The organism is Paenibacillus violae (assembly GCF_032461945.1).
In the GTDB taxonomy this organism is placed as follows: Bacteria; Bacillota; Bacilli; order Paenibacillales; family NBRC-103111; genus Paenibacillus_E; species Paenibacillus_E violae.
This window is the reverse complement of the sequence record NZ_JAWCUD010000002.1, coordinates 22,184-45,953: the sequence shown is the minus strand read 5'-3', so window position 1 is coordinate 45,953 and position 23,770 is coordinate 22,184. Positions and strand designations below refer to the sequence as shown.

The 23,770-nt window shown below is 42.7% G+C and carries 21 protein-coding genes; 16 read left to right on the top strand and 5 right to left on the bottom strand.

Going from position 1 to position 23,770, the window contains the following annotated elements:
- Positions 1 to 385: 385 nt before the first annotated feature.
- Positions 386 to 517: a hypothetical protein gene (locus tag RQP52_RS07165; protein ID WP_279615879.1), complete on the bottom strand. Its 132-nt coding sequence runs from the start codon at positions 515 to 517 to the stop codon at positions 386 to 388.
- A 98-nt stretch (positions 518 to 615) separates the two neighbouring features.
- Entirely contained in the window at positions 616 to 759 is a 144-nt protein-coding gene (locus tag RQP52_RS07160) for a hypothetical protein (RefSeq protein ID WP_315950480.1), read from the bottom strand.
- Between the two features lie 638 nt (positions 760 to 1,397).
- Here RQP52_RS07160 and RQP52_RS07155 point away from each other — a divergent pair.
- Entirely contained in the window at positions 1,398 to 2,060 is a 663-nt protein-coding gene (locus RQP52_RS07155; RefSeq protein ID WP_315950478.1) for a CPBP family intramembrane glutamic endopeptidase, read from the top strand.
- A gap of 20 nt (positions 2,061 to 2,080) precedes the next feature.
- Here the strand turns inward: RQP52_RS07155 and RQP52_RS07150 are convergent, their stop codons facing one another.
- A complete protein-coding gene (locus RQP52_RS07150) occupies positions 2,081 to 2,299 on the bottom strand; it encodes a hypothetical protein (protein WP_315950477.1) in 219 nt (72 codons plus the stop codon).
- Here RQP52_RS07150 and RQP52_RS07145 point away from each other — a divergent pair.
- Positions 2,298 to 2,921, top strand: a complete 624-nt coding sequence (locus RQP52_RS07145) for a hypothetical protein (protein ID WP_315950475.1) — start codon at positions 2,298 to 2,300, stop codon at positions 2,919 to 2,921. The genes RQP52_RS07150 and RQP52_RS07145 overlap by 2 nt on opposite strands.
- Positions 2,922 to 3,082: 161 nt before the next feature.
- Here RQP52_RS07145 and RQP52_RS07140 read toward each other — a convergent pair whose 3' ends face one another.
- The gene (locus RQP52_RS07140) at positions 3,083 to 4,051 is read right to left on the bottom strand and encodes a serine hydrolase domain-containing protein (protein ID WP_315950473.1); all 969 of its coding nucleotides are present in this window, start codon (positions 4,049 to 4,051) and stop codon (positions 3,083 to 3,085) included.
- 130 nt (positions 4,052 to 4,181) lie between these two features.
- Here RQP52_RS07140 and RQP52_RS07135 point away from each other — a divergent pair, with 130 nt between their 5' ends.
- From RQP52_RS07135 to RQP52_RS07095, 9 genes are all read left to right on the top strand, one after another.
- A complete protein-coding gene (locus tag RQP52_RS07135) occupies positions 4,182 to 5,306 on the top strand; it encodes a hypothetical protein (RefSeq protein WP_315950471.1) in 1,125 nt (374 codons plus the stop codon).
- A gap of 20 nt (positions 5,307 to 5,326) precedes the next feature.
- Positions 5,327 to 6,814 carry a glycan biosynthesis hexose transferase WsfD gene (gene wsfD / locus RQP52_RS07130; protein ID WP_315950469.1) on the top strand — a complete coding sequence of 496 codons (1,488 nt, stop codon included), beginning with the start codon at positions 5,327 to 5,329 and terminating at the stop codon, positions 6,812 to 6,814.
- Between the two features lie 19 nt (positions 6,815 to 6,833).
- Positions 6,834 to 8,390, top strand: coding sequence for a hypothetical protein (locus RQP52_RS07125; RefSeq protein ID WP_315950468.1), 1,557 nt, complete (start codon positions 6,834 to 6,836; stop codon positions 8,388 to 8,390).
- The gene (locus RQP52_RS07120; protein WP_315950467.1) at positions 8,390 to 9,640 is read left to right on the top strand and encodes a glycosyltransferase family 2 protein; all 1,251 of its coding nucleotides are present in this window, start codon (positions 8,390 to 8,392) and stop codon (positions 9,638 to 9,640) included. The genes RQP52_RS07125 and RQP52_RS07120 overlap by 1 nt, the downstream gene beginning before the upstream one ends.
- A gap of 26 nt (positions 9,641 to 9,666) precedes the next feature.
- Positions 9,667 to 11,754, top strand: coding sequence for a cellulose biosynthesis cyclic di-GMP-binding regulatory protein BcsB (locus RQP52_RS07115; protein ID WP_315950465.1), 2,088 nt, complete (start codon positions 9,667 to 9,669; stop codon positions 11,752 to 11,754).
- Positions 11,751 to 12,605, top strand: a complete 855-nt coding sequence (locus RQP52_RS07110) for a GGDEF domain-containing protein (protein WP_315950464.1) — start codon at positions 11,751 to 11,753, stop codon at positions 12,603 to 12,605. The genes RQP52_RS07115 and RQP52_RS07110 overlap by 4 nt, the downstream gene beginning before the upstream one ends.
- A 319-nt stretch (positions 12,606 to 12,924) precedes the next feature.
- Complete coding sequence (locus tag RQP52_RS07105; protein WP_315950463.1) at positions 12,925 to 13,812, top strand: fructose bisphosphate aldolase; 888 nt, start codon at positions 12,925 to 12,927, stop codon at positions 13,810 to 13,812.
- 326 nt (positions 13,813 to 14,138) lie between these two features.
- Entirely contained in the window at positions 14,139 to 14,840 is a 702-nt protein-coding gene (locus tag RQP52_RS07100; protein ID WP_315950461.1) for a Crp/Fnr family transcriptional regulator, read from the top strand.
- 244 nt (positions 14,841 to 15,084) lie between these two features.
- On the top strand, positions 15,085 to 15,543 hold the full coding sequence (locus tag RQP52_RS07095; protein WP_315950459.1) for a cupin domain-containing protein: 459 nt from the start codon (positions 15,085 to 15,087) through the stop codon (positions 15,541 to 15,543).
- Positions 15,544 to 16,108: 565 nt separating this feature from the next.
- Here the strand turns inward: RQP52_RS07095 and RQP52_RS07085 are convergent.
- The gene (locus RQP52_RS07085; protein WP_315950457.1) at positions 16,109 to 16,456 is read right to left on the bottom strand and encodes a winged helix-turn-helix transcriptional regulator; all 348 of its coding nucleotides are present in this window, start codon (positions 16,454 to 16,456) and stop codon (positions 16,109 to 16,111) included.
- A 195-nt stretch (positions 16,457 to 16,651) separates the two neighbouring features.
- Here RQP52_RS07085 and RQP52_RS07080 point away from each other — a divergent pair, with 195 nt between their 5' ends.
- From RQP52_RS07080 to RQP52_RS07060, 5 genes are all read left to right on the top strand, one after another.
- On the top strand, positions 16,652 to 17,137 hold the full coding sequence (locus RQP52_RS07080) for a GNAT family N-acetyltransferase (protein WP_315950455.1): 486 nt from the start codon (positions 16,652 to 16,654) through the stop codon (positions 17,135 to 17,137).
- Between the two features lie 261 nt (positions 17,138 to 17,398).
- Positions 17,399 to 17,719 (top strand): hypothetical protein, encoded by a 321-nt coding sequence (locus tag RQP52_RS07075; RefSeq protein WP_315950453.1) that lies wholly within the window; start codon positions 17,399 to 17,401, stop codon positions 17,717 to 17,719.
- 981 nt (positions 17,720 to 18,700) lie between these two features.
- The gene (locus RQP52_RS07070; protein ID WP_315950451.1) at positions 18,701 to 19,795 is read left to right on the top strand and encodes an NADH:flavin oxidoreductase; all 1,095 of its coding nucleotides are present in this window, start codon (positions 18,701 to 18,703) and stop codon (positions 19,793 to 19,795) included.
- 235 nt (positions 19,796 to 20,030) lie between these two features.
- On the top strand, positions 20,031 to 20,633 hold the full coding sequence (locus tag RQP52_RS07065) for an NADPH-dependent F420 reductase (protein ID WP_315950449.1): 603 nt from the start codon (positions 20,031 to 20,033) through the stop codon (positions 20,631 to 20,633).
- A gap of 271 nt (positions 20,634 to 20,904) precedes the next feature.
- The gene (locus RQP52_RS07060) at positions 20,905 to 21,918 is read left to right on the top strand and encodes an alcohol dehydrogenase catalytic domain-containing protein (protein WP_379175253.1); all 1,014 of its coding nucleotides are present in this window, start codon (positions 20,905 to 20,907) and stop codon (positions 21,916 to 21,918) included.
- Positions 21,919 to 23,770 lie beyond the last annotated feature (1,852 nt).

Below are 23,770 nucleotides of genomic sequence, written 5' to 3'. Positions count from 1 at the left end.
GCATGTGTTATGGAATCAATGTCGCAATCAGCCTAACCCTGGTTGAACTAGTAGGGGCGAAACTGAATAGCTTTCGCATCCAGTTCCAACAACTTTTTCACATCAAAACAAGGTGAAAATTGGATTCAGAATGAATTTATTACTAAACTGGATACTATAGAAGCTATCATTAAAGAAATTGTAATTGAAGATAGCATTGAAAATGAGACGTAAGTAGGTACGTCTCATAATACATTTACTGTTATTAGATCGGCACGGGTCCATTGTGCTAACGGTGAACGAGAGTGCAAAACAAAGGACAGATTACCGCGGCCGGCAACTGTCCCTTGTTTCATTTAAGGCCTGTGAGATTGACTCTCGGGCTTTTTTTCAATTCCAGAGGGATTTACTTGTCCTCTTCTTCATTTGACTCTGATTTGGCAGCATCTTTAGTATACTCATCCTGATCGCTACCCCAAACATAATCGTAATTAGTTATATCAGGTTTGTAATCAGAATCGTTTTTCTTTATATCCATGGGAATATCAATCCTTTGCTAATTAATTAGGTAATTGTCCAGTGCTTCTAGTTGATTTCTAATTGTAGGTGAAAAGTCCGTCATTAAAGCTTAGCTAGTTACGGTTCATCAATATATTCTTCTTCGCTCGGAATACTGTTCAAAAGGTTATTATCTTGTTTCTCATTTTGCTCGGTATCGCAGTTAACAATACACTTCATTATTTCTTCGGAGTTGTCTTGAATATTAGTGTACTCAACCATCCATGTACCTCCTTTCATCGAAATTAGATTTTCCAATATCAAGAAAATTATTCGATTAGTCGTTGGGATGCTTCCATTAAAGTAACGGGCAGCGCAGCCAAAATATTTGAAAATAAGATGCGGTTCACCGCAATGTATCTAAGCACAAAGTAAAGTTGCACCACAAGGTATACATCTGTGTATAAAGGACAAAACCACTCCTAACAATGGAGTGGTTTCTTCAATTTAACTTCTCTTTTATTTAATATTATTTCCCATTAGGTTCGTAATAAGTTATAACTAGGTCTGTCTTTCGTAAACAATTCCTCTAATCCTGTCTTCACATAAAATGAACAAGAAATCCTAAGTTGCCTACACGGCTAAATAGAACAATATCACAACTAAGGAGAAAGTTATTTAATTTAAAAAATGGCTTTCCTTCTTAAAAAATATCGAGCGACATTTAAACATCGTCGTTAGCAAAAAGAGTAAGCTAATGGTGTAGTAATCAGAAATCTGCATAGGATCAACAAATCCAGTCTATAACTTTATTTTCTTCGGACAGGTACTATATTATGTTAGTACTATATTTAGGAAACTCTTCCCGTTATGATATCACTATCTGATTCTTGGCAAAATTCTCGGATAGGGAGATGAATATGAACCGCTATGTGCTAGGACTAGCCCCATCTGTATTAGTGGCACTTGGACTTCATGTTGGACATAGTGTAATACTTACGTTTGCGCTCTTTTACAGTTGGTTAGGAATTATACCTTCTATGGATTACCTTGTATGTCGAAAAAATAGTCTGGCCCGTACGATCGGCGATTGGGGACTTACTGCATCCGCTCGTCAAATGATAGTTGGACTGAGCTTGGGAATCTCTTTACTAATTACTCTCCTGATTGGCGCTAATTATTTGCATGACATGTTATTCGATATCGAGCGATTGAGAAGTTTGTTAAAAAAGTGGGATTTCTCAGGTGACCAGTCCGTTCTATTGCTACTCATATTGGTACTGCTCAATCCGATTTTAGAAGAAATCTATTGGCGCGGATACTTATATCACAGGATCGGACAAAAGCTTGGTTCTGCGGAAAATATGCTTCTTGCTTCTTTTTGGTTTACCTCTTATCATCTGGTCGTCATAATACCGGTATTCAGTTGGCCACTTAACGTTGTTGCTGCGATTCCTATTTTTGCAGCAGGTGTACTATGGGGATGGATTCGCCATCGTACGGGATCGGTGCTCATTCCGATTATAAGCCATATGTTTGCCGATCTTGGAATCGTAATCACATATATGCAATACGTACAGTAATATCTTTCTAGCAAGTGCGATTAGATGCTCTTGAATTGATTGTTGAAGATAGCCGGGAGCAGGGAATAGATGATTAGATGATCGCGTTTAAAGACAAAATAGCCTCCAAGCTCAACATAATTCACCATTCCCAAAGCTGCCGCTTTATTCGGCAGCTTTGTTACGTTAAAGGGAGGATAATGGAAATAATTTGGAGAATAAAAAGCGATGTGAACTGAGGAGGAATTATTTATAGACATGTTTAGTCTTTTTAAGCGCTACTTCAAATTATCCAAGTCTCCACATGTCAGTATTTCGATTGAGGAGCAGCTAGAAAACTTAGGTAGAGTAGGTATTACACTCAAAGGGAATATAGAAATCAGGGATATATTAACTTTCAAGATAAAGTATTATGAGGAACGCCCTTACATTCATCTTCTTATGAGAATGGGAAGTGAAATAGACAGCGACGGAGAGTTTATCAGTGATGGGTATCCAACTAACGACGCTTGGTGCTTTGATCGCGAATGCATTGAGGACCATGGGGACTATGTTCAAAGATTAGAACGGATTGCGGTTATGCTTGAGCCAGAATTGAGCGTAACCGATATCAAGGATTACGTGGATATTCAAGAAGGTAAGGTGTGGATTGCCTTTAAAGCTAATGGTACAAGCTATCGTTATTCGCTTTCTGTGCAGGACGATTGGCTGAGCCTCGAAATCTTCATAATCTTTTCTGAATTACTTGCTGAGAGCGGTAGCAGTAAAAGATTCTTTTACGCTGATACCGGTAATGAAATATTAGTCGTACTTATGGAACAGAACCAGTTCCACCAATTAAACAAATTAATAAATATCTTCGTACCTTCTACCCAGGCATAGGTGTTCAGTTCAGTAAATCTTACGGTGAAATTGCGCTGACAGATTGTTTGCTGCTTTCGCTAACTCGAAGGCAAATCGTGCCATTCCTCAAGAATTATGAGGATATGAACGCTAAACAAAAAAGCAGTCCAAGCTGAGGGAATCAGCTGTGGACTGCTTTTTCATTTCAAGCACGCTTGCGCGGCAAGCATCGGCGCAATATGATTGCGGAACACAAGGAGCGGAATCTTGCTCTTCTTCCGCTCATCATGCGTTAACACGACGACGGTATCCAGTCGTGGAATGATGTAAATCGCCTGCCCACCGAAGCCGTAGGCGTTGTAGTAGTCCATTGGTGGCGAAGAGGGAGAGGCTGCGTTCGCGTCAGCCTCATACGTATCGACCCACCAATGCCAGCCGTAGAAGCCGCGGCGCGGCGGTACCGGTGCAGCCGGGATGGCGGGAGCGCTGGAGCTGGCGACCAGCGCCTTTGAGATGAGGGGCTTGTGCTCCCACAAGCCCTCCTGCAAGAAGAGACGGCCGAATTTCAGCATATCGGCCGGTCGGAGCTGGAGACCGAATCCGCCGGTATGAATACCTTGCGGGTCGGTCTCCCAGGCGTAGTCCGCGATGCCAAGCGGACCGAAAAGCTGTTGCTCCGCATACTGGGCAACGGGCATGCCTGTAACTTGCGCTAAAATCGCAGCAAGCAGCTGGGAATTGCCGGAGTTGTATTCCATGCGGGTGCCAGGTGCTTCCGACAGCGGTTGTGCCAGGACGAAGTCGACCCAATTGGACGTTCTGGTCATCTGTGGGAAAGAATTCTGACCGCCAAATTCGGTCCAGTCCATGCCGGAGGACATCGTGAGCAGGTGTCGGATTTTCATTTCCCGCTTCTGCGGATCAGCGTCTTGAAGAAGCTGGGGGAAGAATGCTGAAACCGGCGTTTCGGGCTCGGGCAGCAACCCTTGATCCATGGCGATACAGATCAGCGCCGATAGAACACTTTTTGTGCAAGAATTAATGCGCGTTATTTCGGTTTCTTTTAGTTCGTCGCGATAATGTTCAAAGATTCGTTCACCTCGTTGTTCAATGAGGCAGCTTGCTAAATGCAGCGGTGCGAGTGCGGCAGCCATCTGTTCCAATCTCATGCCATCCGTCCTTTAATTACCTTTTGAGTGAAATGCAGCGTGTGTTACACTAGGGCTAACTATGGTATCCTACGATTATACCATCCCGCCATGCAGTCAGGAAAAGATTGCGATAGGAGTTCTTTAGCTAATGAGCATGAAGCGAAACCTTTTGTTGATTTCCCTCGCCTTCGTCATGACACTTTCGGCTTGTGAAGCTTTGCCTGTATTTGGAAAAGAAAAGTTTGCCCGCAAGCCCATCTCTGGTTATGGCCAGCTTGTGCCCGTCACGGAGCAGCGTAATGCGCTTCAGCACTTTATAACAGAAACATTAACCGGACCTCATGGTACGTATACCAACTTGCAAGAGACCGATCAGAACAGCGAAGTCGCAACCGGTCATGAAGTACTTAGCGAGTCAGCCGGACTGCTCATGCGTTATTATGCCTTAACCGGGCAAAAGGATAAGTTCGAAGCCCAGTGGCAGCTTGCCAAACGCACGTTTGATGCGCCAACCGGTCTTAGCTACCGGTACAGCCCTAAGCTGAATAAAAAATTCACCGATAACGCTACAGTGGACGACTTTCGAATCCTTCGCGCGCTGGACGAAGCGGGGAAAGCTTTTCAGACAGACGCTTATAAGAAGGACTTGGCGTACTACGGAGATAAATTATATACCTATAACGTTTCTCAGAGCCGTCTGCATGATTTCTATGACGAGACTTACGCAATGACGAATTCATTTATTACGTTGTGCTACATAGATGTTGCTTCTATGGAGCTGCTTCCTGTTTCGGACCGGAAGAAGCGTGCGCTTGAAACGGACATGCTTGAGATAATGCATGGGGGCTATTTGTCGGATTCGTTCCCTTTTTATCAAACTCGGTATGATTTTAAGTTGAAAGCCTATCAATCCGAGCAGATTAATTCGGTGGAGTCGCTACTGACGATCCTGAACCTAGCTGAAATTGGAGAAGCCAAGCCAGCCAGTTTACAATGGATAAAAGCTCAGGTTACCGTGGGCACGTTGGTGGGCGCTTATGATCGAAACGGGAAGCCGTTAAACGATGTCCATTCGACGGCGATTTATGCCATCACGGCCATGATCGGTTCCGTTACTAAGGATCAACAGCTATATAACGAGAGTATTACGAAAATGAACGCGTTTCAAAATCATACCCAAGGAAGCCAGCTGAACGGAGGCTTCGGGGATGAGCTCGCGCAGCAAGCCTATTCGTTCGACAATGCCATGGCTTTGCTTGCTTATGTTTATTAATAAAGGAGTGAGTGCTTGTCGTGACGAATCGCTTTTTGAGAGGACTGCTACGCGTGATGACACCAGCTGCTGCCGCGGCGGCCGGCGTATTGGTCATTACAGTGCTCGCCCTGTTTGTTTATCCTTATATCGGTATTGCGGATAATGGAGACTTTTTTCGAGTTTTGTATAGCAATGGGCTTTACATCAACGATCCGACATATGATAGTCAATATCTTGGATTTTTCGTCAAAACGTACGGAATTTTTCAATATTTCAACGAAAATCAGGCAACTATTTTCTCGACTCAATCGTCTTTTGTAAAAGCGGCTATTGGCCTAAATAAGTTATTCCACCCAGGCACAACTACATTTGATATTCGCTATCAAGCGGCTTTGTATCTCGGACTTTATACGGCTGCGATATATTTGCTCGTTGAAGCATTGACTTGGAAGCTTTCCAAGCTTCGCGGCTATGTGATTGCGGGAATCGTTGTTTTTGTGTTTGGCGACACCGGCTACACAGCTTATTTTAATTCCTTATACGGTGAGAGTGTAATGCTGATTATGACGATGTTCATGGTAGCAAGCGGACTCCTGTTATACCGGAGAAGATATAACGATTACGTGATGCTTGGCATATTTGTGGTCAGCACCATGATTTTAACGGCAAGTAAGCAGCAAAACGCCCCAGTTGGGATTTTAACAGCCATATTCGGGGTATTTTTTATTTATATTCGAAAAAGCCGATCGTATCGCGCCATAACGGCAGGACTCCTCGCAGCTCTGATTGGTGTTGGAGTGGGCACCTATGTGCTGATCCCAAAAGAATTCGTCAATATTAACAAGTTTCATGCGATGACTCGTGGCGTATTGATGGGCTCCACAGATCCGGAAAAAACGTTGGAAAGCTTTGGCATTGATAAGCAATATGCGATTTTGAACCGCAGTGAGTACTACGAGCCTTATAAATCGTTTGATGTGGATTCTGCACAGTTTGAAGAACAGTTTTTTAGTAAATACGGCTTTGTTTCCATTCTTCGCTACTATGCCGCACATCCCGGACAAGCGGGGCAGATGCTTAATATCGCGGCGAGAGACGGCTTTAGTATCCGCCCCATGGCGATGGGGAACTATGAACAGTCCGTTGGGAAGCCTTTTGGTGCGCACACGGTATTCTTTTCTGGCTATAGTTTGCTTAAGCAGGCGCTGGCGCCGAAAACGTTTGGCTTTATTTTACTTTGGACTTTACTCATTATAGGGCTTTATGTCCCATCGTTTGTTCATGCGATTCGCTCGCAACAGTGGCGTAAAGCAACGAAGCTGCCTATTGTGATTTTATTGATTTCAATGGGGTTATCGGGGATTTTCGTTTCCATTATTGGAGCGGGCGATGCGGATTTAGCGAAGCATGAATTTCTTTTTACACTAACCTTTGATCTTGTTTCTTTGCTTACAGTAAGGGATTTGATTGCTAAACAATTATGGAGCACAGAATCGGAGAGTAAACAAGTTGGGGCTGCGATGTAAGGCATAAGGAGGGAGCGACATGCGAAAAGTATACCTCTTCGTCACACTTCTCGTTTTATTATGTACGTTAAGCGTGCCAAGACTGACTTCAGCCGCAGAAAGCACAAACGCAAAGGATCCTGTACTGCTTCTCTATGACAGCAAAGCGCTTAGGACACCGCTGGCAGGAAATGTTGAAGCTCTGCAGCGCCTTTTAGCGGGCTTCTCTACACCAGTTACAATGCTGAGCTTAGAGCAATATAAAGAGGGGAAGCTGCACAGCTTTAATAAAGTGATCCTCGTACGAAATAAATCGGATGAATTGAATCTTCCTGATGCTTTTTTACAAGACTTGAAAGCTTACTCCGGTAAGTACATGCAAATTGGAAGCGGCCTTCCAAATACGATTCAACAAGCACTGCACCTTCAAGAACAGCATACGGTGGATGATACGATCAACTTGAAGATTAGTGATCTGAACCAAACTTCCATTGCTGTTAGCAACATGGCATGGGTGACCTCGTTTGAAGGAAAATCGTATGGGACAGTGAAATCCTCCAAGCATCCGGCCGAAGCACCGTACAGTATTACAAGCGGCAACTATGGGTATATCCCGTACTTGTCAAAAGGCAACCTGTCAGAACTGGCAGCTTCCTATGTGTTGAAAGATTGGCTGGAAGTTTCCACGGCTCCGCAGCATTATGTATTAATTAGCGATATTTTTCCATTTTCAAATCTGGAACTCGTGAATGCGATGGCGGATCGGCTGTATGAAGCAGGCATTCCTTTTGTAGCCAGTATACAGCCGGTATTCAGTAATTGGGACTACCCGGCGATGCAGCGTTATATGGAGACACTTAAGCATTTGCAAGCCCGCAATGGCAGCATTATTGTTCAAACGCCGATTGTTGACTCTACAGATTCTCCGGATGTGAATAAGCTTCGGAACGAATTGGGCTCTTTTCTTGATCATTTAGCAAGATTAGGGATCGTACCGCTTGGCGTCAGTGCTGAGATGTATTGGACTTATGATAAACATTATGCGATAGATGGACTTTCTTTTTTTGATTCAGGTCTAATTCTTCCTAACCAAGCCGTTCAATTCCGGGATCCTTCCGATACCGCCGTGGCGTTCTACTCAACAGCATATACGATTGATGCCAATGAGCTTTTGCGCTATATGGATGAAGGTAATAGCCTGAATCCGCTGCCAATGAATACGGCCATAGCGTACAGTTTTCCTAACGATGCCTCGAAGCTGGAGACTCTGCTTACGACGTTAACATCTAGCTGGACAACATTTGATGATTATAAAAATGGGGGGCACTCAGTTCAAACGTCAGCTAGTAAATTTAGCTCACAGAACGGGCATTTGTTAATGAATGGTCAGGAGGTTCATCTTAATAATCAGATTCAAGATGTTGATGCGGCGCATGTCTATGTGCAGCAAGAAGAAAAAAGTTTAAGCGGACTTTTCTCCGTGCAAAATAAAATACTAATTGTTTTAATCGGAACAACGCTTTTCTTATTCGGTCTTTTCCTTATCATTGGACACCGAATGTACAAACGAAAATACATGCAATCGTGGAGACAATGATGACACTTGCTGACATACTAATGCTGATTGCTGTGATATGTATCTGGTCACTCCTGCTGATTAATATCATTCTGATTGTGGCAGGCTATCTGTATTACATGCAGATTGAGAATCAACCGGTTCCTCCGATTAAAGGGGAACCTCCTTTCATTTCCATCATGGTGCCGGCTCATAATGAAGGCAAAGTGATTACGCAAACCGTTGAATCACTTCTTGCTTTAGATTATCCGCATGATCGCTACGAAATAATTGTGATTAATGACAATTCCTCGGACAATAGCCGAGAACTGCTTGCTAAGCTTCAAGGGAAGTATCCCGAGCGTCAATTGATCGTGTTGAACACGGATGCTGTCACGGGAGGTAAAGGCAAATCCAACGCCTTGAATCTGGGATTCAAGCTAAGCCGTGGCGAGCTGATCGCCATCTACGATGCGGATAATACGCCGGAAAAGAAAGCGCTGCTTTATCTCGTCGCCGAAATCACGCAGGATCCAGGACTTGGCGCGGTAATCGGCAAATTTCGCACTCGAAATCGAAATGCGAATCTATTGACGCGTTTTATCAATATTGAGACGCTTTCGTTCCAATGGATGGCTCAAGCAGGGCGTTGGAAGCTGTTTAAGTTATGTACGATCCCGGGTACAAACTTTCTGATGCGCCGCGAAATCGTTGAGCGAATCGGCGGTTGGGACGTGAAGGCGATTGCGGAGGACACGGAAATTTCATTCCGCATTTATTTGATGGGTTACAAAATTAAGTTCCAGCCTAAATCCGTTACCTGGGAGCAGGAGCCTCAGACGGTCAAAGTATGGTTCAAGCAGCGGACAAGATGGGCGAAAGGGAACATTTACGTCATAGTAAAAAATATCCCGCTGCTGTTCCATCCGGATGCGCGCCGTATTCGCTTTGATATTTGCTATTTTCTATCCATTTATTTTTTATTGCTGACCTCGCTTGTCATGTCGGATTTGTTGCTGATTCTACACGCATTGGGCTATGTTAGCACGACCATTGCAAGCTTTAGCTCATTTTTGTGGGTACTGGCGATCACACTCTTTATCGTGGGCACTTTCGTTACGCTCGTCACGGAAAAAGGAGAAATGCGGCTCTCTAACGTGTGGATTATTGTTTTGATGTACGTGTCTTACTGCCAAATGTGGATGGTTGTGGCGGCTTACGGCATGTATACCTATCTGAAAGACGTCATTTTTAAGCGAGAAGCAAAATGGTATAAAACCGAACGCTTCTAGGGCAGCTAGGATCGGAGTTGACGACGATGTGGAATCGTAGTGTTGTGAGAGTAGCTTTAAGTATTTTTCTATTTCTGGGGTTATTTCTACCGACAGTTCAAGCAGAGAACCTGTCAACTGCCGCCGGGCAAATGCAAACGCATTTGTCCGATACGTCTTTAACCGGCGGCATTACATATACACAGCAGTTTTTTCGTGTAGAGAACTATTGGAATGTGACCAGCGTTGACATTCATCTGGACTACCAGCTGTCACAGCTCCTACAAAATGAACGCTCCTCCGTCACGCTCTATATGAATGGAACGCCGTTTCATTCTTTTCGACCGCAGCTGGGAGAGAAGGCGCAGCAGCGGCTGAATTTGACCGTGCCGGCTTCAATGATAATCAAAGGCGTCAACACGCTCATGGTGCAGGGTCACCTTGAGACGAATGCGCCAGTCGCGCAGAATGCTTGCCTGCCCACCGATAATCGCGATAATTGGCTGCAAATCGCAAAATCCTCAAGAATCGCCGTGAATTATACCAGTGACCCGATTCAGGACAGCATACAGGATTTTCAACGGCATTTTATTGGGCAAGATTCGGTTACCAATGGTCAAATTGCGATAGCTGTAGCACCGGAAAACACGTCTCCTGAGTTGGAGGCGGCGACCTATGCGCTATCTGGCTTAGCTAGAGTAAATCAAGTGACGGATAAACCGATTCCGCTTACGACTTATAGCAGTGATATGACGAAAACTAAGCAAGCGCTCATTCTTGTCAGTCTCTATGAGCATTTGCCTGCGGAAGTGAAGGCTGTGATCAAAGAGGGAGATGTGGCACAAAAAGCCGTTCTTCAGCTTCTAGATCTGAATGGGGTCAAAACGCTGATCATTACGTCGAACGATGCCACGCTTCTCATTAAGGCCGGTCGGCTGGCAGCGAACCAAACGCTGCTTACGCAAATTAATGCGCCCCAGAAAGAAGTACTGGCTTCCACGGAAGTGGACACGCCGGCTGTCAATGTTAGCCGTACCTTGCCGCTGACGGAGTCCGGAGATAAGCTTGTCGGTGACCGTCACCGGGAAAAAGCGTATTTTATTTCCCTGCCGGGCAATCGTTCCATTGCAGACGGCAGCAAGCTGCGATTCAACTTTCGATATGCGCGGAATGTTGATTTTGAGCGTTCGTTGGTCACGATTCTCGTGAACGATACGCCGATCGGGAGTAAAAGACTTTCCACAGAGCTCGCCGACGGCGATCATATGGAGCTTACGATTCCGAAATCCCTGAATATCTCAGGAAATTTTACAGTAAAAGCAGCATTCGACCTTGAGCTTAAAAATAATAGTTGTCTGGCTAACGAAGATCAGATGCCATGGGCCTTTGTCGAGAAGGATTCGCTGCTTCAATTGAATACAAAAGACAGAACGGAGCTGTTGTTCAACAACTATCCGTATCCGTTTCTACGTGATGGCAGCTATAACCAAGTTACGGTTGTATTGCCGACAACAAGGGACGTGTACTTGTATCAATCGTTAACAAACGTTTTCAACCTACTTGGCCGCTATGCGCAGACGAATACAGGCAAGGTGCAATTTGTTGCAGGCAACCTCCAATCTGAGCAGCTCAAAGGCCGTCAAATTATTGCGATAGGCAGCTATGAAGACAACGCTGTGATTGCGGCGAATAATGATAAGCTTTATTTCCGTTATGGAGCTGGGGGACAAGGTTTTGTCTCTAACGAAAAACTCAGCATTGAATCTGGCTATGGTATGCGAATCGGTTCTTTACAATTGATTGATTCTCCCTATCAAAGCGGTTTTGGCCTTATGGCAGTAACGGGCAGTCGTCCGGAATATGCTTACTTGGCCTCCAAGCTCATCGGCTCGGAAGGCTCGCTATGGCAAGTGTTTGGGGATGGCGCTATCACGGATGCAGATGGCAACGTGCAGGCGTATCGCTTTAAGAAAGAAGCTGCCTCAGCCCCATCCACTGCGCTTGATGAAGTACTGGCGCGTAAAGATGTTCTCGGCTTTATGGCAGCGGCAGGACTTGTCGCCTTGCTTATTATCCTCTCGCTGATTTTAATGATTCGTAAATATGCGAAGAAGAAGCGGAGGGGTCTGCGATGAATCGATTACGAAGCAGTATGATCTCGGACGGCGGCTTTCTGTTGTTTTTGCTAGCGTGCTTTGTAAGCATCATTTTCACCGCGGGCAATCCGAATCTGTACCTGCAAAATATTATTTTTCTCAATGTGGCTTTTCTCATTGCCGTTATTACGTACTTTACGAATGTTACGACAGGCTTGATTCTAAACATTCTGTTCATTTTCGGCTATGGGACGTACACCCTGTACCAAACGATTGTAGCTGGCGGCTTAATCGGGACGCAGAATTATTTTTGGCTCATTTTGACTCCGATCTTTACACTTGCAACTTGGCTCATGACGCTCGGGAATCGGCAATTGCAGTCGGAGAACGAACAGCTAATCAAAGTGAATCAATCCTTGGCAACCGTCGACTTGAAGACAAGCTTAAAAAATGCGCTTTCTTTTCAATCCGATGCAACCGTATTTATGGCACTTTCCGTCCGGTATCATATTCCCTTAACCTTGATGGTGATCAGCGTGAAGTATTGGGATGAAATTAAACGGATGATTGGCGAAGAACAGCTGATGGAAGCGGTCCTCGATCTTTCCAGAATGAGTCAAACGAATATTCGCACGAACGATTCGCTTTATTTGCTGAATAAAGAAAATCCGATGTGGGGCATGCTGCTAATTACGGATCGGCCAGGGGCGTCTATCGTCATTGATCGCTTGAGAAAGAGTGTTGAAGAACGTAATCGCGGCGAATACGCGGAGAAATACAAGGTGGAACTTGTTTTGAAAATGGGTGCAGTTGAGTTCAATTCGGCTGAAATCAATAATCCACTGGAGTTTATCGTACAAGCGAAAAAGCAGCTAGAATACGACGTGTAAAAGGAAGGTCTCGGCGAAAGCTGGGGCTTTTCTTTTTTGTGTAATGTGCTACAGTCAATCTAATAGGAAAATTCATTATCTATTCAGATTCAGAAATGGATAACCTTTCCGATGACGAAATCATCGAAGCGAAGCGGAAAGTAAAGGCGGGACTATCTCACGGCTATAAGAGTTATATTTACGTGGTTTTTGTAAACGCTCAATCTGGGGAGATTGTTTCAGTTGATGTTTAAGAATTAGAAAAATTCACTTTTTTTATAATATTGACTGTCATGAGGTACAATACAAAAAAACAACATTTCAGGGAGGAACTTCGTACATGAACAGGAAACAGATGGAACGAATTCGCACGGGTCAAGGGTTCATAGCAGCGTTGGACCAAAGTGGAGGTAGCACGCCGAAGGCACTTCAGCAATATGGCATCGAGGCGACCCGTTATTCTGGCGAAGAGGAGATGTTTACGCTGGTGCATGAAATGAGGACACGCATTATCCAAAGTCCTTCGTTTGATGCGGAATTCATCATAGGAGCCATTCTGTTCGAGAACACTATGGACCGGAAGATCGATGGGCTGTTCACAGCCGATTACTTATGGGAGAAGAAAGGCATCGTGCCTTTTTTGAAGATCGATAAGGGGCTGGCAGATTCAGAGGACGGCGTACAAGTACTAAAACCGATTCCCGATTTGGACGGATTACTCCGCCGAGCGGTCGAGCGCAACATTTTCGGAACTAAGATGCGTTCGGTCATTCACGCGGCGAATCCGCAAGGGATTGGCAAGGTAGTGGAGCAGCAGTTCGAGCTTGGTAAGCAAATTTGGTCCGCAGGACTTGTACCCATCATCGAGCCAGAAGTCGATATTAACAGCGTGGACAAAGGGGAATCGGAACGGATGTTGAAGGATGAAATCCTCAAACAGCTGTCCGCTCTTGCACCCGATGTGACTGTTATGCTGAAGCTCTCAATCCCAACCGAGGACGATTTCTACCGTGATCTGATGGCCGAGCCACACGTCGCTCGGGTCGTCGCACTGTCTGGTGGATATGACCGGGAAGAAGCCAACGAACGCCTGGCCCGGAGTCGCGGCTTGATTGCTAGCTTCTCCCGTGCACTGGCTGAAGGTTTATCTGATCAACAGTCGGATGAGCAGTTTAACGAGATGTTGACTCGATCCATTCGGTCCATTTACAAAGCTTCAATCTCCTAAAAGAGACGACACGTCAATTAGAGGATGCCCCAAGGTCATAAGGATGACTGAAGGGATCCTCTTTTTTGGGACTTCTTGTTCCAGTTCTGGTTGATTGAGCGTGTAGATCATAGCCGTATCATTTTTTCATCAACCGTTTGAATGTAAATTGGAATTTCATTATAGGTCACACTTAGCAAAAATGTTCTAATGCTTTCATGAAAAACAGGGGATACTTTAGTTTAGTGGTCTTCTCCATTGGGATGAATGAAATCGCATTGTACGTTTGAACGTCATTGTGCATAGTTCCATTAAACATGTTTTAGATTAGAATAAGGAGATGCTTAATGCTGGACACTAAAAAACCATGGAGTTTATCCGAGTTCAAATTATTTGAATCTCTTCCAAAGGAAGATTTAGAGCAAATTGATCAAATGGCACCCCGAACAAATTTTTCGTCTATTTCTAAAGGTACTCTAATTCAAACACCAGAAGTTAATAGTAAGGGTTTGTCTATTGTTGTTGAAGGAAGACTTCGATTGTTTAAAACAAATTCTGATGGAAAGCAATATACTGTAGGTATACTAGGGACAGGTGGTATGTATGGAGAAAGCAGATCATACTCATTTGGAACAAACGGTAATTATATGGAAGCCATGGTGGATACAATTATTTGCTCCATAAATCAAGATAAATTCGACCAATTTTTGAGCATGCGTCCTGAACTCGCTTTAAAACTGTTAGAGGAGCTCAGTAATCGATTACGTGACAGGGACGAAGTATTGGAGCGTCTGGCGTTAAGTGATCTTCGTGGTAAAGTTCTTTTTTTTCTAACTAAACTATCTAAAAAATTTGGCGTAGAAGAAAACGGGTATCAAAGAATAGAAATTCCCCTAACCCATCAGGAATTGGCAAACATGATTGGTGCTACTAGAGAATCAGTGTCGCTTGTTTTACAAGAATTCTCTAATGAAGGTGTTATTATTACTGGTAGAAAATCAATCATGGTTCAGCTGGAGATGGCGGAAGAACGATTAAAAATTACATAATTTAAACATGGCGTAACAACTTGAATTAAATGGACTACATTTTAACTGCAATAGACTTTACTTGATCTACCCGAGTAGACCTTTTTGCTAGACTCGAGTAAGACAGAACCGAGTTTCCTGTAAGATAGATTACAGAATAAAAGGAACGTTTAGCTCTATACTAGGGGAGCAGATAAGAAGAGCTTGTCAATAGCCGCTGCTACAGCAATCAATGAAAAAAATTATAAATTAGGAGGCATAATAGATGTCAAAAGTATTAGATGTGATGGGTCCACGTATTCAACTGGTTACTGATTTAACGGAAAATAAGGATTATTCCCTTATGAAGGCTGAAGTTCCAGCAGGTGTTATCGTGCCTGTTCATAGTCATGAAGATCGTGAGACGTTTGTAGTTCTCTCAGGGGAACTTGAAGCGTTCACGGAAGACAGTTGGAAAACGGTTAGGGCTGGTGAAACAGTTGATATTCCAGGACATGTAAAGCACGCTTGGAGAAATTCCTCTAGCGAGACAGTAACATTACTAGTCGTATCGACAGTGAATATGGGAGAATTTTTCAATGAAATTGGTCGCCCGGCTGACACTGTTCCACCAGGCCCGCCTTCACCAGAAGCTTTACAGCATTTTGTTGAAGTAGCTATAGCATATGGCTATTGGCTTGGAACGCCTGAAGATAATGCGTCTATTGGTATTAAGTTAGGTTAATATTTTTATCAGCGAACATTAATTAAGAGAAATCCGCTTTAAAAAGCGGGATTGTTGACAAACCCTATCTTAGTTACTAAATACGGTTATTAATGACCATTCCAAGTGAAACAAAAAAAGATTGCCTATTATCCGGCCTTTCTGGCCAGGTGGTTGGCAATTTTTTTTATGTTCTTGGCAATGGCCGCCATCATCAACGCTTGTTCTTAGACTTTTTCGCGTCCCCGAAACCGGCAATAATGAAGTACGTTTGAGCTCTTTGTCATCCGCGAAACTTCGCTATTTGGTTTGGCGACGCAGCCATTACAAATACTTAGGCGATTTAGCCTCATCCATTCTTTACTATCTTCCCAGACATGTCGGATGATGAGGGGACACTCGGGATGAGTGAGGCTTAAGGCTGAGGTTAGTGATCTTATTATTAAATAGTGGTAACCATACTTTAATAACTTAAAACCAGGTTTTTGAGGACATAGGTTAAAAGTTAATTCAACTACTATGAATAACTATAGAATAAATCGGAATTTACATTCAAACGGTTATATTTGAAACTTTGATTTTACATTTACTCAATATCTAGAATTTGATACTCATCTTTAGTGAGTGCTTTTTCTGCATATTCTCCACCCCAGGAACAAAGCGCTCTCAACATAGGCTCAAGCGATTGACCAAGTTCAGTAGTTGAATATTCAACTTTAGGAGGTACTTGTTTATACATGTTCCTACGAATGAGTCCGTCAATCTCTAATTCTCTAAGTGTTTGAATGAGCATTTTTTGAGAAATGTTTTGAATAAGTCTTTTTAACTCGCTAGTTCGCTTGGGACCTTTTATCAAATGGTATAAAACGAGCCCCTTCCATTTGCCCCCGATTACCTCCAAGGTAATCTCTAAGTCGCAATAATATGTCTTCATGTATGATTTAACATCTCCCGAGTTTAATTGTAACTATTTGGTTACTATGTAACAAAAAAGTGTCTACTTTTTATATTGTTTCTTTTGATTCATAATATAATGCAAGCTTAAAGTATTCAAACTAATAGTAGGTTAACAACGAGAAGAAAACAACCATTTAACTGTTTGATTAGATTTATGGCAGGAGGGATCGTATTGATTACTTTATATGATAGGAGTTATAAAGAAGAAATTATCAATTTAGTATTACATGTTCAAAATTATGAAAATAATTTAAATATTAAAATCGAGGAACAACCCGATTTGCTGGATATTGAAACGTACTACCTACATAATAGGGGAAACTTTTGGGTTGCTTTAGATAAAAAAGAGGGCAAGGTCATTGGTTCAATTGGATTGATGAATTTATCAGATGAGATTGCAGTTTTAAAAAAGTTTTTTGTATATGAGGAATATCGTGGTAAAGAGTTTTCTATTGGGCAAGGGTTGTTTAATGTACTTGTTGAGTACGCTAAAAAGCAGAAAATTAAAATAATTGTACTTGATACACCATTCATTGCAAAAAGATCTCATCGCTTTTACGAGAAAAATGGATTTATTCTAATTAACAAAGAGGAATTGCCAATTCAATATGATTATCCTGATAGAATTTCCTCGTTATATCGACTTGATATCGATTAGGTTCTCACTGCAGCACGATGCGTTTTTATATGAAATTTGTAGGTATGATATCGAAAATATGAAAGATATCATACTGAACGTTAGAAGGTGTAGATAAAATTGAGGAAGCTCCTTAATATCTTTCGATCTACCAGAAAGTTAGAGAATGATAATCTTCTTTTCTGTGCGAATAGAAGTGATGTCAGAATTAAGCATTAGTGCAGATGAATATAAAGTTCTGATGCTAATTGACCTATTCTAACAGATAAAGCGGGGATTGGTATGCGAGAAGAACTTGTATTGAAGCATATGGTTGGTGGAACGTTTATACATACAGGAAAAGATAAATTGGCTTATACGGTTACAACAAATGGTGATTATTGGGAGATTGCAATCCACTTGTCACCAGAAGTTGATATCCAAAAGATTTTGAAATGGAACAGAGAACTGAATCTATCATTGTTTCAGGGACTTAATGATCAAACAATAAAAATTTGGTTATACACTAAGAACAAAATCGTACAGTATAATGAGCAAAACCGATTGCTAACGATAATTGCTGAATCAAGAATTGAATATATCCCATGTAATTATTCAATGTAAAAATATAGATTCAAGAGATTAGTGCTCCGTTGGATGTACACCTGTTTATGAGAGATAATTCAGATTTGCCTATTAAGCTATAAAGTAAAAAGATGCGCGCAGAGAAAAAAGCATCACATCATTCAGCTAACGAGAAACGTTTGTTTAAAACACAGCATTTGGAGGCTGCCAGCACGATCGGCAGTCTTTCGCTCACCTAACAAAGAACGAGAGCTTAATAAACAAAAAGTAGAGGCTGCCGCAAATAGGCAGCCTCGTTACGTTAACGGGCAGACATATTGGGAACAAACATCCATGACACGTGCAGAACAACATATTCGCTAGGGACACATGGTAACCAGATAACGGAAAAATAGCGTCAAGAAATGGAATCAGCAAGCTGCGATACATTTTTTTCCAAACTGTAATTCTTGCTTCATTGTATTTAAGAACTTCTTCTGTTTTTGCCGCGATTATTGAGTTTCCATCCGATTACTAGTTGGTTTGATATGAAGGTTCTAGGTCTTGTTCCTCTGGATCGAACCATAATTGCAAGTGATTTACATGTAGAATAGCAGCTATGCCCCTTGAAAGACATAATTATAACTTTTAGGTTACTATATAACTTCAAAGTAAGTACTGTTCAATTTGGAACTTATGCTCCATAATGAGTTTTGTGAGAAGCGAAAATAAAAAGTAAGATGCTTCTAAAAATAAAGGAGGTGTTCCTAATCTTATCGTATGAATAAGAGGAAAAGCTTACAAGTTTAATTGAGGACAGAATTGTTGCTGGCTTGAACCTGTTGGTGAATGGGGCAGCAAATTAACAAATACGAATAGTTTTAATAGTAAAGTAGTGGTCGTCAATTCATTTATTCTTGTAGAAATCCTTGAACTTAGGAACAGATTATTCATAATCGAAAACATTGTCGAGCCGTAGACCTTAGAGATTTAGTGATTTTTTGGAAAAATAATTTTTTGACATTAAAGGAGATACTTATCATGACAACACTTAAAAAACTTCTTTCCACATATAATCTAGGAAATCTTACCTTGAAAAACCGAGCAGTAGTTGCCCCGATGACTCGCATTTCTGCCGAAATGAATGGAAATGCAACCGATAGAATGGCGCGATATTATGAAAGTTATGCTGCGGGTGGATTTGGTCTCGTGATTACCGAAGGAACATACACAGATGAAGAATACAGTCAAGGATTTAGTTTTCAACCAGGAATCGCAAATGTTGGGCATGTCGAAGCATGGAAACAAGTAACTGAAGCTGTTCATGCTAAGGGTGGTAAAATTATAATGCAAATTGCCCATACTGGTGCTCTCTCTCATTATCCAAAAGGGACAGTGGCTCCTTCGGCTGTGAAGCCAATAGGTGAGCTATCACCAGCATTTGGAGCTGAAGGCGAGTATGCAACGCCGAAGGAACTTACACTAGAAGAAATCAAAGCTATCATAGCTAGTATGGCGGAAGCAGCTTTAAGAGCCGAACAAGCAGGGTTCGACGGGGTAGAGATTCACGCGGCAAGCGGTTATTTATTGGACGAATTTTTGACGGATTTCACAAATCTACGTCAAGATGAATATGGCGGATCAACTGAGAACCGTGTGCGTTTTGTAACCGAAGTTATTAGAGCCGTCAAGGAGAAAGTTAGTCAACGTTTTGTTGTCGGCGTTCGAATATCGCAGGCTAAATCCAATCACTTTACGCACAAGTGGGCGAACGGTGAAGAAGACGCCCGAATCATTTTCGGAGCCATTGGCGAAGAAAAGCCCGATTATATCCACACTGTTGAATATAATGCCCATGCACCGGCCTTCGGGGATAGCGGTTCAACACTAGCTGAATTAGCAAAAAAATATGGAAATACGACTGTTATTGCTAATGGGCAACTGGATCAGCCAGAGGATGCCGAAAGGGCGCTGGAGGCAGGTTCGGATTTGATTTCACTAGGAAAAGCCGCACTAGCTAATCATGACTGGGTGTTCAAAGCAGAGAAAGGTCTTCCGATGGAATCAGCTTTAGAAAATATTTTGGGCCCTACACCTAATCTAAAGGACCAAGAATTGTATGGGTATGCGAAGTAAAGAATATCTTTATTGAAGAATAATAACGAGACTAATATAAATAAGGATAAAGGCAGTGACGCAAAGCCACGGACCTTCACACTGTTCAAGTGATGACCGCTGGGTTACCCCAATAACAAAAACACGGCCAACGGGTCGTGTTTTTGAACTAGCTTCATGTTCTTTAGTGAATGAGGGGCACTTGTTTCAGTTACGACTAGATAAAAATAAATTAGATAATACCTGGGGGTGCGTAATGAAATTTGGCTTTATAGGAGCAGGAGTCGTTGCTCAAACGCTGGCGAAGCATCTGTTGCTGCACGGCCACGAAGTCATGCTGAGTAATAGCCGTGGTCCCGAAACGTTGTGGGAGCTGGTAAGTTCGCTCGGTGCTGGCGCGAAATCTGGAACGCCGTCAGAAGCAGCTGAGCAGGACTACGTCATTTTGAGCGTAGGGTGGTCGCAAGTTCCTGCAGCTTTGTCGATGGTTCCTGATTGGACAGGCCGCGTTATTATTGATGCTACCAACCGTTTTGACAATATGGATTCCCTTGGTGACTTGTCAGAAGTGAATTCCAGTGAAATCGTAGCGCAATATGCTCCTGGCGCTCGTGTAATTAAAGCTTTCAACACGGTTCCGATGCAATGGATTCAGGATTATACGGAAAAGAAGCCGAAGACGGTCCTTTTCGTATCAGGAGACGACAGCCCGACAAAACAAGTTTTCCTAGAAATCTGGGAGGGAATTGGTTTTGCATGCATTGATCTCGGCTCCTTAAGCCATGGCGGTAGTCTTCAGCAAATAGGCGGTCCTCTTGCTGGGTTGAATTTGAATCTCTTGGAGAAATTCATCGTTTGAAGCAACATCTAAGGGTTGATACGCTATAACATCTGCAATCTCTACTTCTCATCGCTAAAGCGGAGAATTTTCGGAGATATCGGGAGAACTTGAACGTCTGGTTGGCCGAAAACCAATGACATATAAGGAATTTTTAGAAATCAAGTATCCACTTTCTAAAGTTGAAGATTGATATCTGACTCGAGATTAACTAAAGATAAAAAATGAAAATATAGGGATGGAAATAGATGATTCGTTGCTTTCCTATCCCTGTAGTCAAGGAGAATGAGAAATGGCACGCATAGGAAAACGCATCATCCAGTATCGCTTCGGCGATCCTCAAGAGGTTCTTGAGGTGGAGTCCGCGACTTTTGACCAACAACTTGCCGAAAGTGAGGTGCTGGTCAGGATCACAAGGAGCGTGATTCATCCAGGTGATCTCCAGCTGATTGCCACAAAGTACTCCGATTCTTCTGAAAAGTTGCCCGAAGGTCGGTTGCCTGGCCTCGAGGCGGCAGGAGTCATCGAGGATGCCGCGCCGGGTGCACTGGATGGAACCGGTTTGACGATGGGCATGCGCGTGGCGTTCTTCTACCCGGGAGCATGGCAGAGCTATGTAGCTGTGCCCGCCCAGGCTCTGGTGGCATTGCCCGATGAGATGTCAGACGAAATCGCGACCCAACTGCTCATCAATACCATCACAGCCCGGCATGTGCTTCGAGCGGGCTTGCGTGAACTAGAGCCGCGCCCGAGGCGGCTGATTCAGACCAGCGCATCATCTTCTGTGGCCAAAATGATCACTTACTTTGCGCTTCAGCAGGGAATCGACCCCATTCGCCTTGTACGCTCCACCCATTCTGGCGAACATTTGGAAAGGGAGCTGCCTGGCGGAAACATAATCGCAACCGACGTGGATGGCTGGCAGGCTGAGGTCCGCAAAGCAGCCGGAGAAGACATCATGCTGGCGGTTGACGGGGTCGGCGGCGACATGCTAACCGGACTATTCGACCTGTTGGCTGTCAAAGGCCGCATCGTTTCCTATGGCTCCTTGGCGGGTGGACCGTCAGACATGACCGCTTTAACGGTAAAGTCGCTTACACTGGTCGGGGCAACGATCATGACTTGGCAAGAAGATACGACGGCAGATGAGCGAATGCAAGACGTGAAAGCCGCCATCGAGGTGGGAAGCAATTCGAAGCCCATGCTCTCAAGCTATAAGGAATTCGATCTATCCGAAATCAAGCATGCCGTGGAAGCTGTTGCTGCGCCTGGGAAAAAAGGCAACGTCGTTTTGAAATTCGAATAGCTGCTCTTGCGGCGCTGCTGCACCCCGGGGTGCAGCAGCGCCGTTTTTTAACATGCAAGAAAACCAGTCTGGTTTCGTTGAAAGGGGAAGTTGCGTTTATCAAAGTGAATGGATTTTTGAAGGAAATGATAGGTTTATGGCGTATCCTCTCCAGCATGATCGTGTTACGATCTAGATTGAAGGTGTACTGATGCGGAGATGAGGAGTGTAGATTCATTTCTGTTTATATCCAGAGGGAAGACGATATAATCATATGGCAAGATTTTAAATTGGCGCCCAGGGGGAAGCGAGGAATGAAACTTAGTGACTCAGACCTGCAAGTAGCAGAAATCCTCCGTTGAAACTTTCCTGCGGAGGTCCTGTATAGATTAAAATCAGTTCTTGACACGCATTGTGGTATGCGGTTAAGAACTGATTTTTGGGTTGTAAAGGTTTGCTGTTTGTCCGTGATTTTGAGAGTGAACCGAGGTCATTTGTAGTCGAAATTTTACTATTTGTGGATACCGGGTTATTTTTCATCCTTATCATTGTCATACGGTTCGCGATCTTCTTCGTAATACATGATATAAACACCTCCTTGAGCTTATAATAACTATATTATAGATGATGTTTGTGAATGGAGAATCAACCTGATTATAATGGAAATGTAAAATTTAAAACTTAGTAAGTTTCATTCCCTCATTAATGAATGAAAAATGTTAATCAGTTCACTTTTCGCTGATTTTAATATTTCCCCATTAATTTCTTCTGTTTCTTTCGCACTTCTATATAGTAACTCTCTCTTAACAATCGTTCAGTAAGGTAGATTACAAGTAGAAAGTAATTTCTTTAAGTCAGTCGGTTCGATTTCAGAACGAACATATATCACTTGGGACTAATGGTAAGCAGATAACGGAGGCTCAAAATAGCAGTTAAAGATGTCTTCCAATTAAGGAGTGATTGATGATGGAACAAATAATCAGCTAATTTTTGTGCCGCGCAGTACTAGCGGAAAAGGTTACATTGTTCCTGCCTTGAGTATTGCTGCAACATTTATTGTGTATACGTATTATAAGTATCTAACATCGATTATAGATGAAGTATTATCTATTCCATTAGAATAGCTTCTTCTGTTTTTGCCGCAATGATTAGTATATTGTTAATGTCTTTGGTTGTTTTTGTCCATGGATCGACAAGTCAAATTTATTTTGTTGAACTAGCAGAAAAGAATTTTCCAACAGCTAGAGATTTCATAAGCTTTCGTATGAATCAAAAAGTCCAAGTAAAGAAATAATGAGTGTGATGCTCATATCATTGAAATCAAGAAATATTAAAATGAACTATTGAGTCGAAGAGACTTCAGCATACTATGATGTCCTGAAATGTATTCTAAGGAAGCAATGGTGTAGTATTAATATTACAAAAGTGAATTATATACATTATAAGAAGTTCACTAAAATTTTCTGTAGTTAAGCTGATTTTATTGTCTTCTATTTAACCAATCCAAAGTAATCTATCTTACAGAACAATAAATAGACATAAGCTACTATATGTATGAGTTAAGAAAAATAGTGAGAAGGGATGAAGTCTTATGATTAGAATGTTCCATCAGATTATTGAGTGGTTTGATATGAAGGTTCTTGACCTTGTTCCTCTGGAAAGAACCATAATTGCAGGTAATTTACATGTAGATTAGTAGCCATCTCCCTTAAACGACAAAATTATAACTTTTGGTTACTATAAAACTAAAAAGTAATTTCAATTTGGAACATACGCTCCATAATGAGTTTCGTGAGAAACGCAAATAACGTGAGAAACGCAAATAAAAAGTAAGATGCTTCGCTGGTTTGAACCTGTTGGTGAAAGGGCAGCA

What these genes read in the sequence shown, in the direction of transcription:
- RQP52_RS07145 (WP_315950475.1), top strand. Translation starts at nt 2,298, where the DNA reads ATGTTTAGTCTTTTTAAGCGCTACTTCAAATTATCCAAGTCTCCACAT.
- RQP52_RS07110 (WP_315950464.1), top strand. Translation starts at nt 11,751, where the DNA reads ATGAATCGATTACGAAGCAGTATGATCTCGGACGGCGGCTTTCTGTTG.
- RQP52_RS07075 (WP_315950453.1), top strand. Translation starts at nt 17,399, where the DNA reads ATGCGAGAAGAACTTGTATTGAAGCATATGGTTGGTGGAACGTTTATA.
- RQP52_RS07105 (WP_315950463.1), top strand. Translation starts at nt 12,925, where the DNA reads ATGAACAGGAAACAGATGGAACGAATTCGCACGGGTCAAGGGTTCATA.
- RQP52_RS07065 (WP_315950449.1), top strand. Translation starts at nt 20,031, where the DNA reads ATGAAATTTGGCTTTATAGGAGCAGGAGTCGTTGCTCAAACGCTGGCG.
- RQP52_RS07120 (WP_315950467.1), top strand. Translation starts at nt 8,390, where the DNA reads ATGACACTTGCTGACATACTAATGCTGATTGCTGTGATATGTATCTGG.
- RQP52_RS07135 (WP_315950471.1), top strand. Translation starts at nt 4,182, where the DNA reads ATGAGCATGAAGCGAAACCTTTTGTTGATTTCCCTCGCCTTCGTCATG.
- RQP52_RS07140 (WP_315950473.1), bottom strand. Translation starts at nt 4,051, where the DNA reads ATGAGATTGGAACAGATGGCTGCCGCACTCGCACCGCTGCATTTAGCA.
- RQP52_RS07085 (WP_315950457.1), bottom strand. Translation starts at nt 16,456, where the DNA reads ATGAAGACATATTATTGCGACTTAGAGATTACCTTGGAGGTAATCGGG.
- RQP52_RS07165 (WP_279615879.1), bottom strand. Translation starts at nt 517, where the DNA reads ATGGATATAAAGAAAAACGATTCTGATTACAAACCTGATATAACTAAT.
- RQP52_RS07070 (WP_315950451.1), top strand. Translation starts at nt 18,701, where the DNA reads ATGACAACACTTAAAAAACTTCTTTCCACATATAATCTAGGAAATCTT.
- RQP52_RS07100 (WP_315950461.1), top strand. Translation starts at nt 14,139, where the DNA reads ATGCTGGACACTAAAAAACCATGGAGTTTATCCGAGTTCAAATTATTT.
- RQP52_RS07095 (WP_315950459.1), top strand. Translation starts at nt 15,085, where the DNA reads ATGTCAAAAGTATTAGATGTGATGGGTCCACGTATTCAACTGGTTACT.
- RQP52_RS07125 (WP_315950468.1), top strand. Translation starts at nt 6,834, where the DNA reads ATGCGAAAAGTATACCTCTTCGTCACACTTCTCGTTTTATTATGTACG.
- RQP52_RS07115 (WP_315950465.1), top strand. Translation starts at nt 9,667, where the DNA reads ATGTGGAATCGTAGTGTTGTGAGAGTAGCTTTAAGTATTTTTCTATTT.
- RQP52_RS07155 (WP_315950478.1), top strand. Translation starts at nt 1,398, where the DNA reads ATGAACCGCTATGTGCTAGGACTAGCCCCATCTGTATTAGTGGCACTT.
- RQP52_RS07150 (WP_315950477.1), bottom strand. Translation starts at nt 2,299, where the DNA reads ATGTCTATAAATAATTCCTCCTCAGTTCACATCGCTTTTTATTCTCCA.
- RQP52_RS07060 (WP_379175253.1), top strand. Translation starts at nt 20,905, where the DNA reads ATGGCACGCATAGGAAAACGCATCATCCAGTATCGCTTCGGCGATCCT.
- RQP52_RS07160 (WP_315950480.1), bottom strand. Translation starts at nt 759, where the DNA reads ATGGTTGAGTACACTAATATTCAAGACAACTCCGAAGAAATAATGAAG.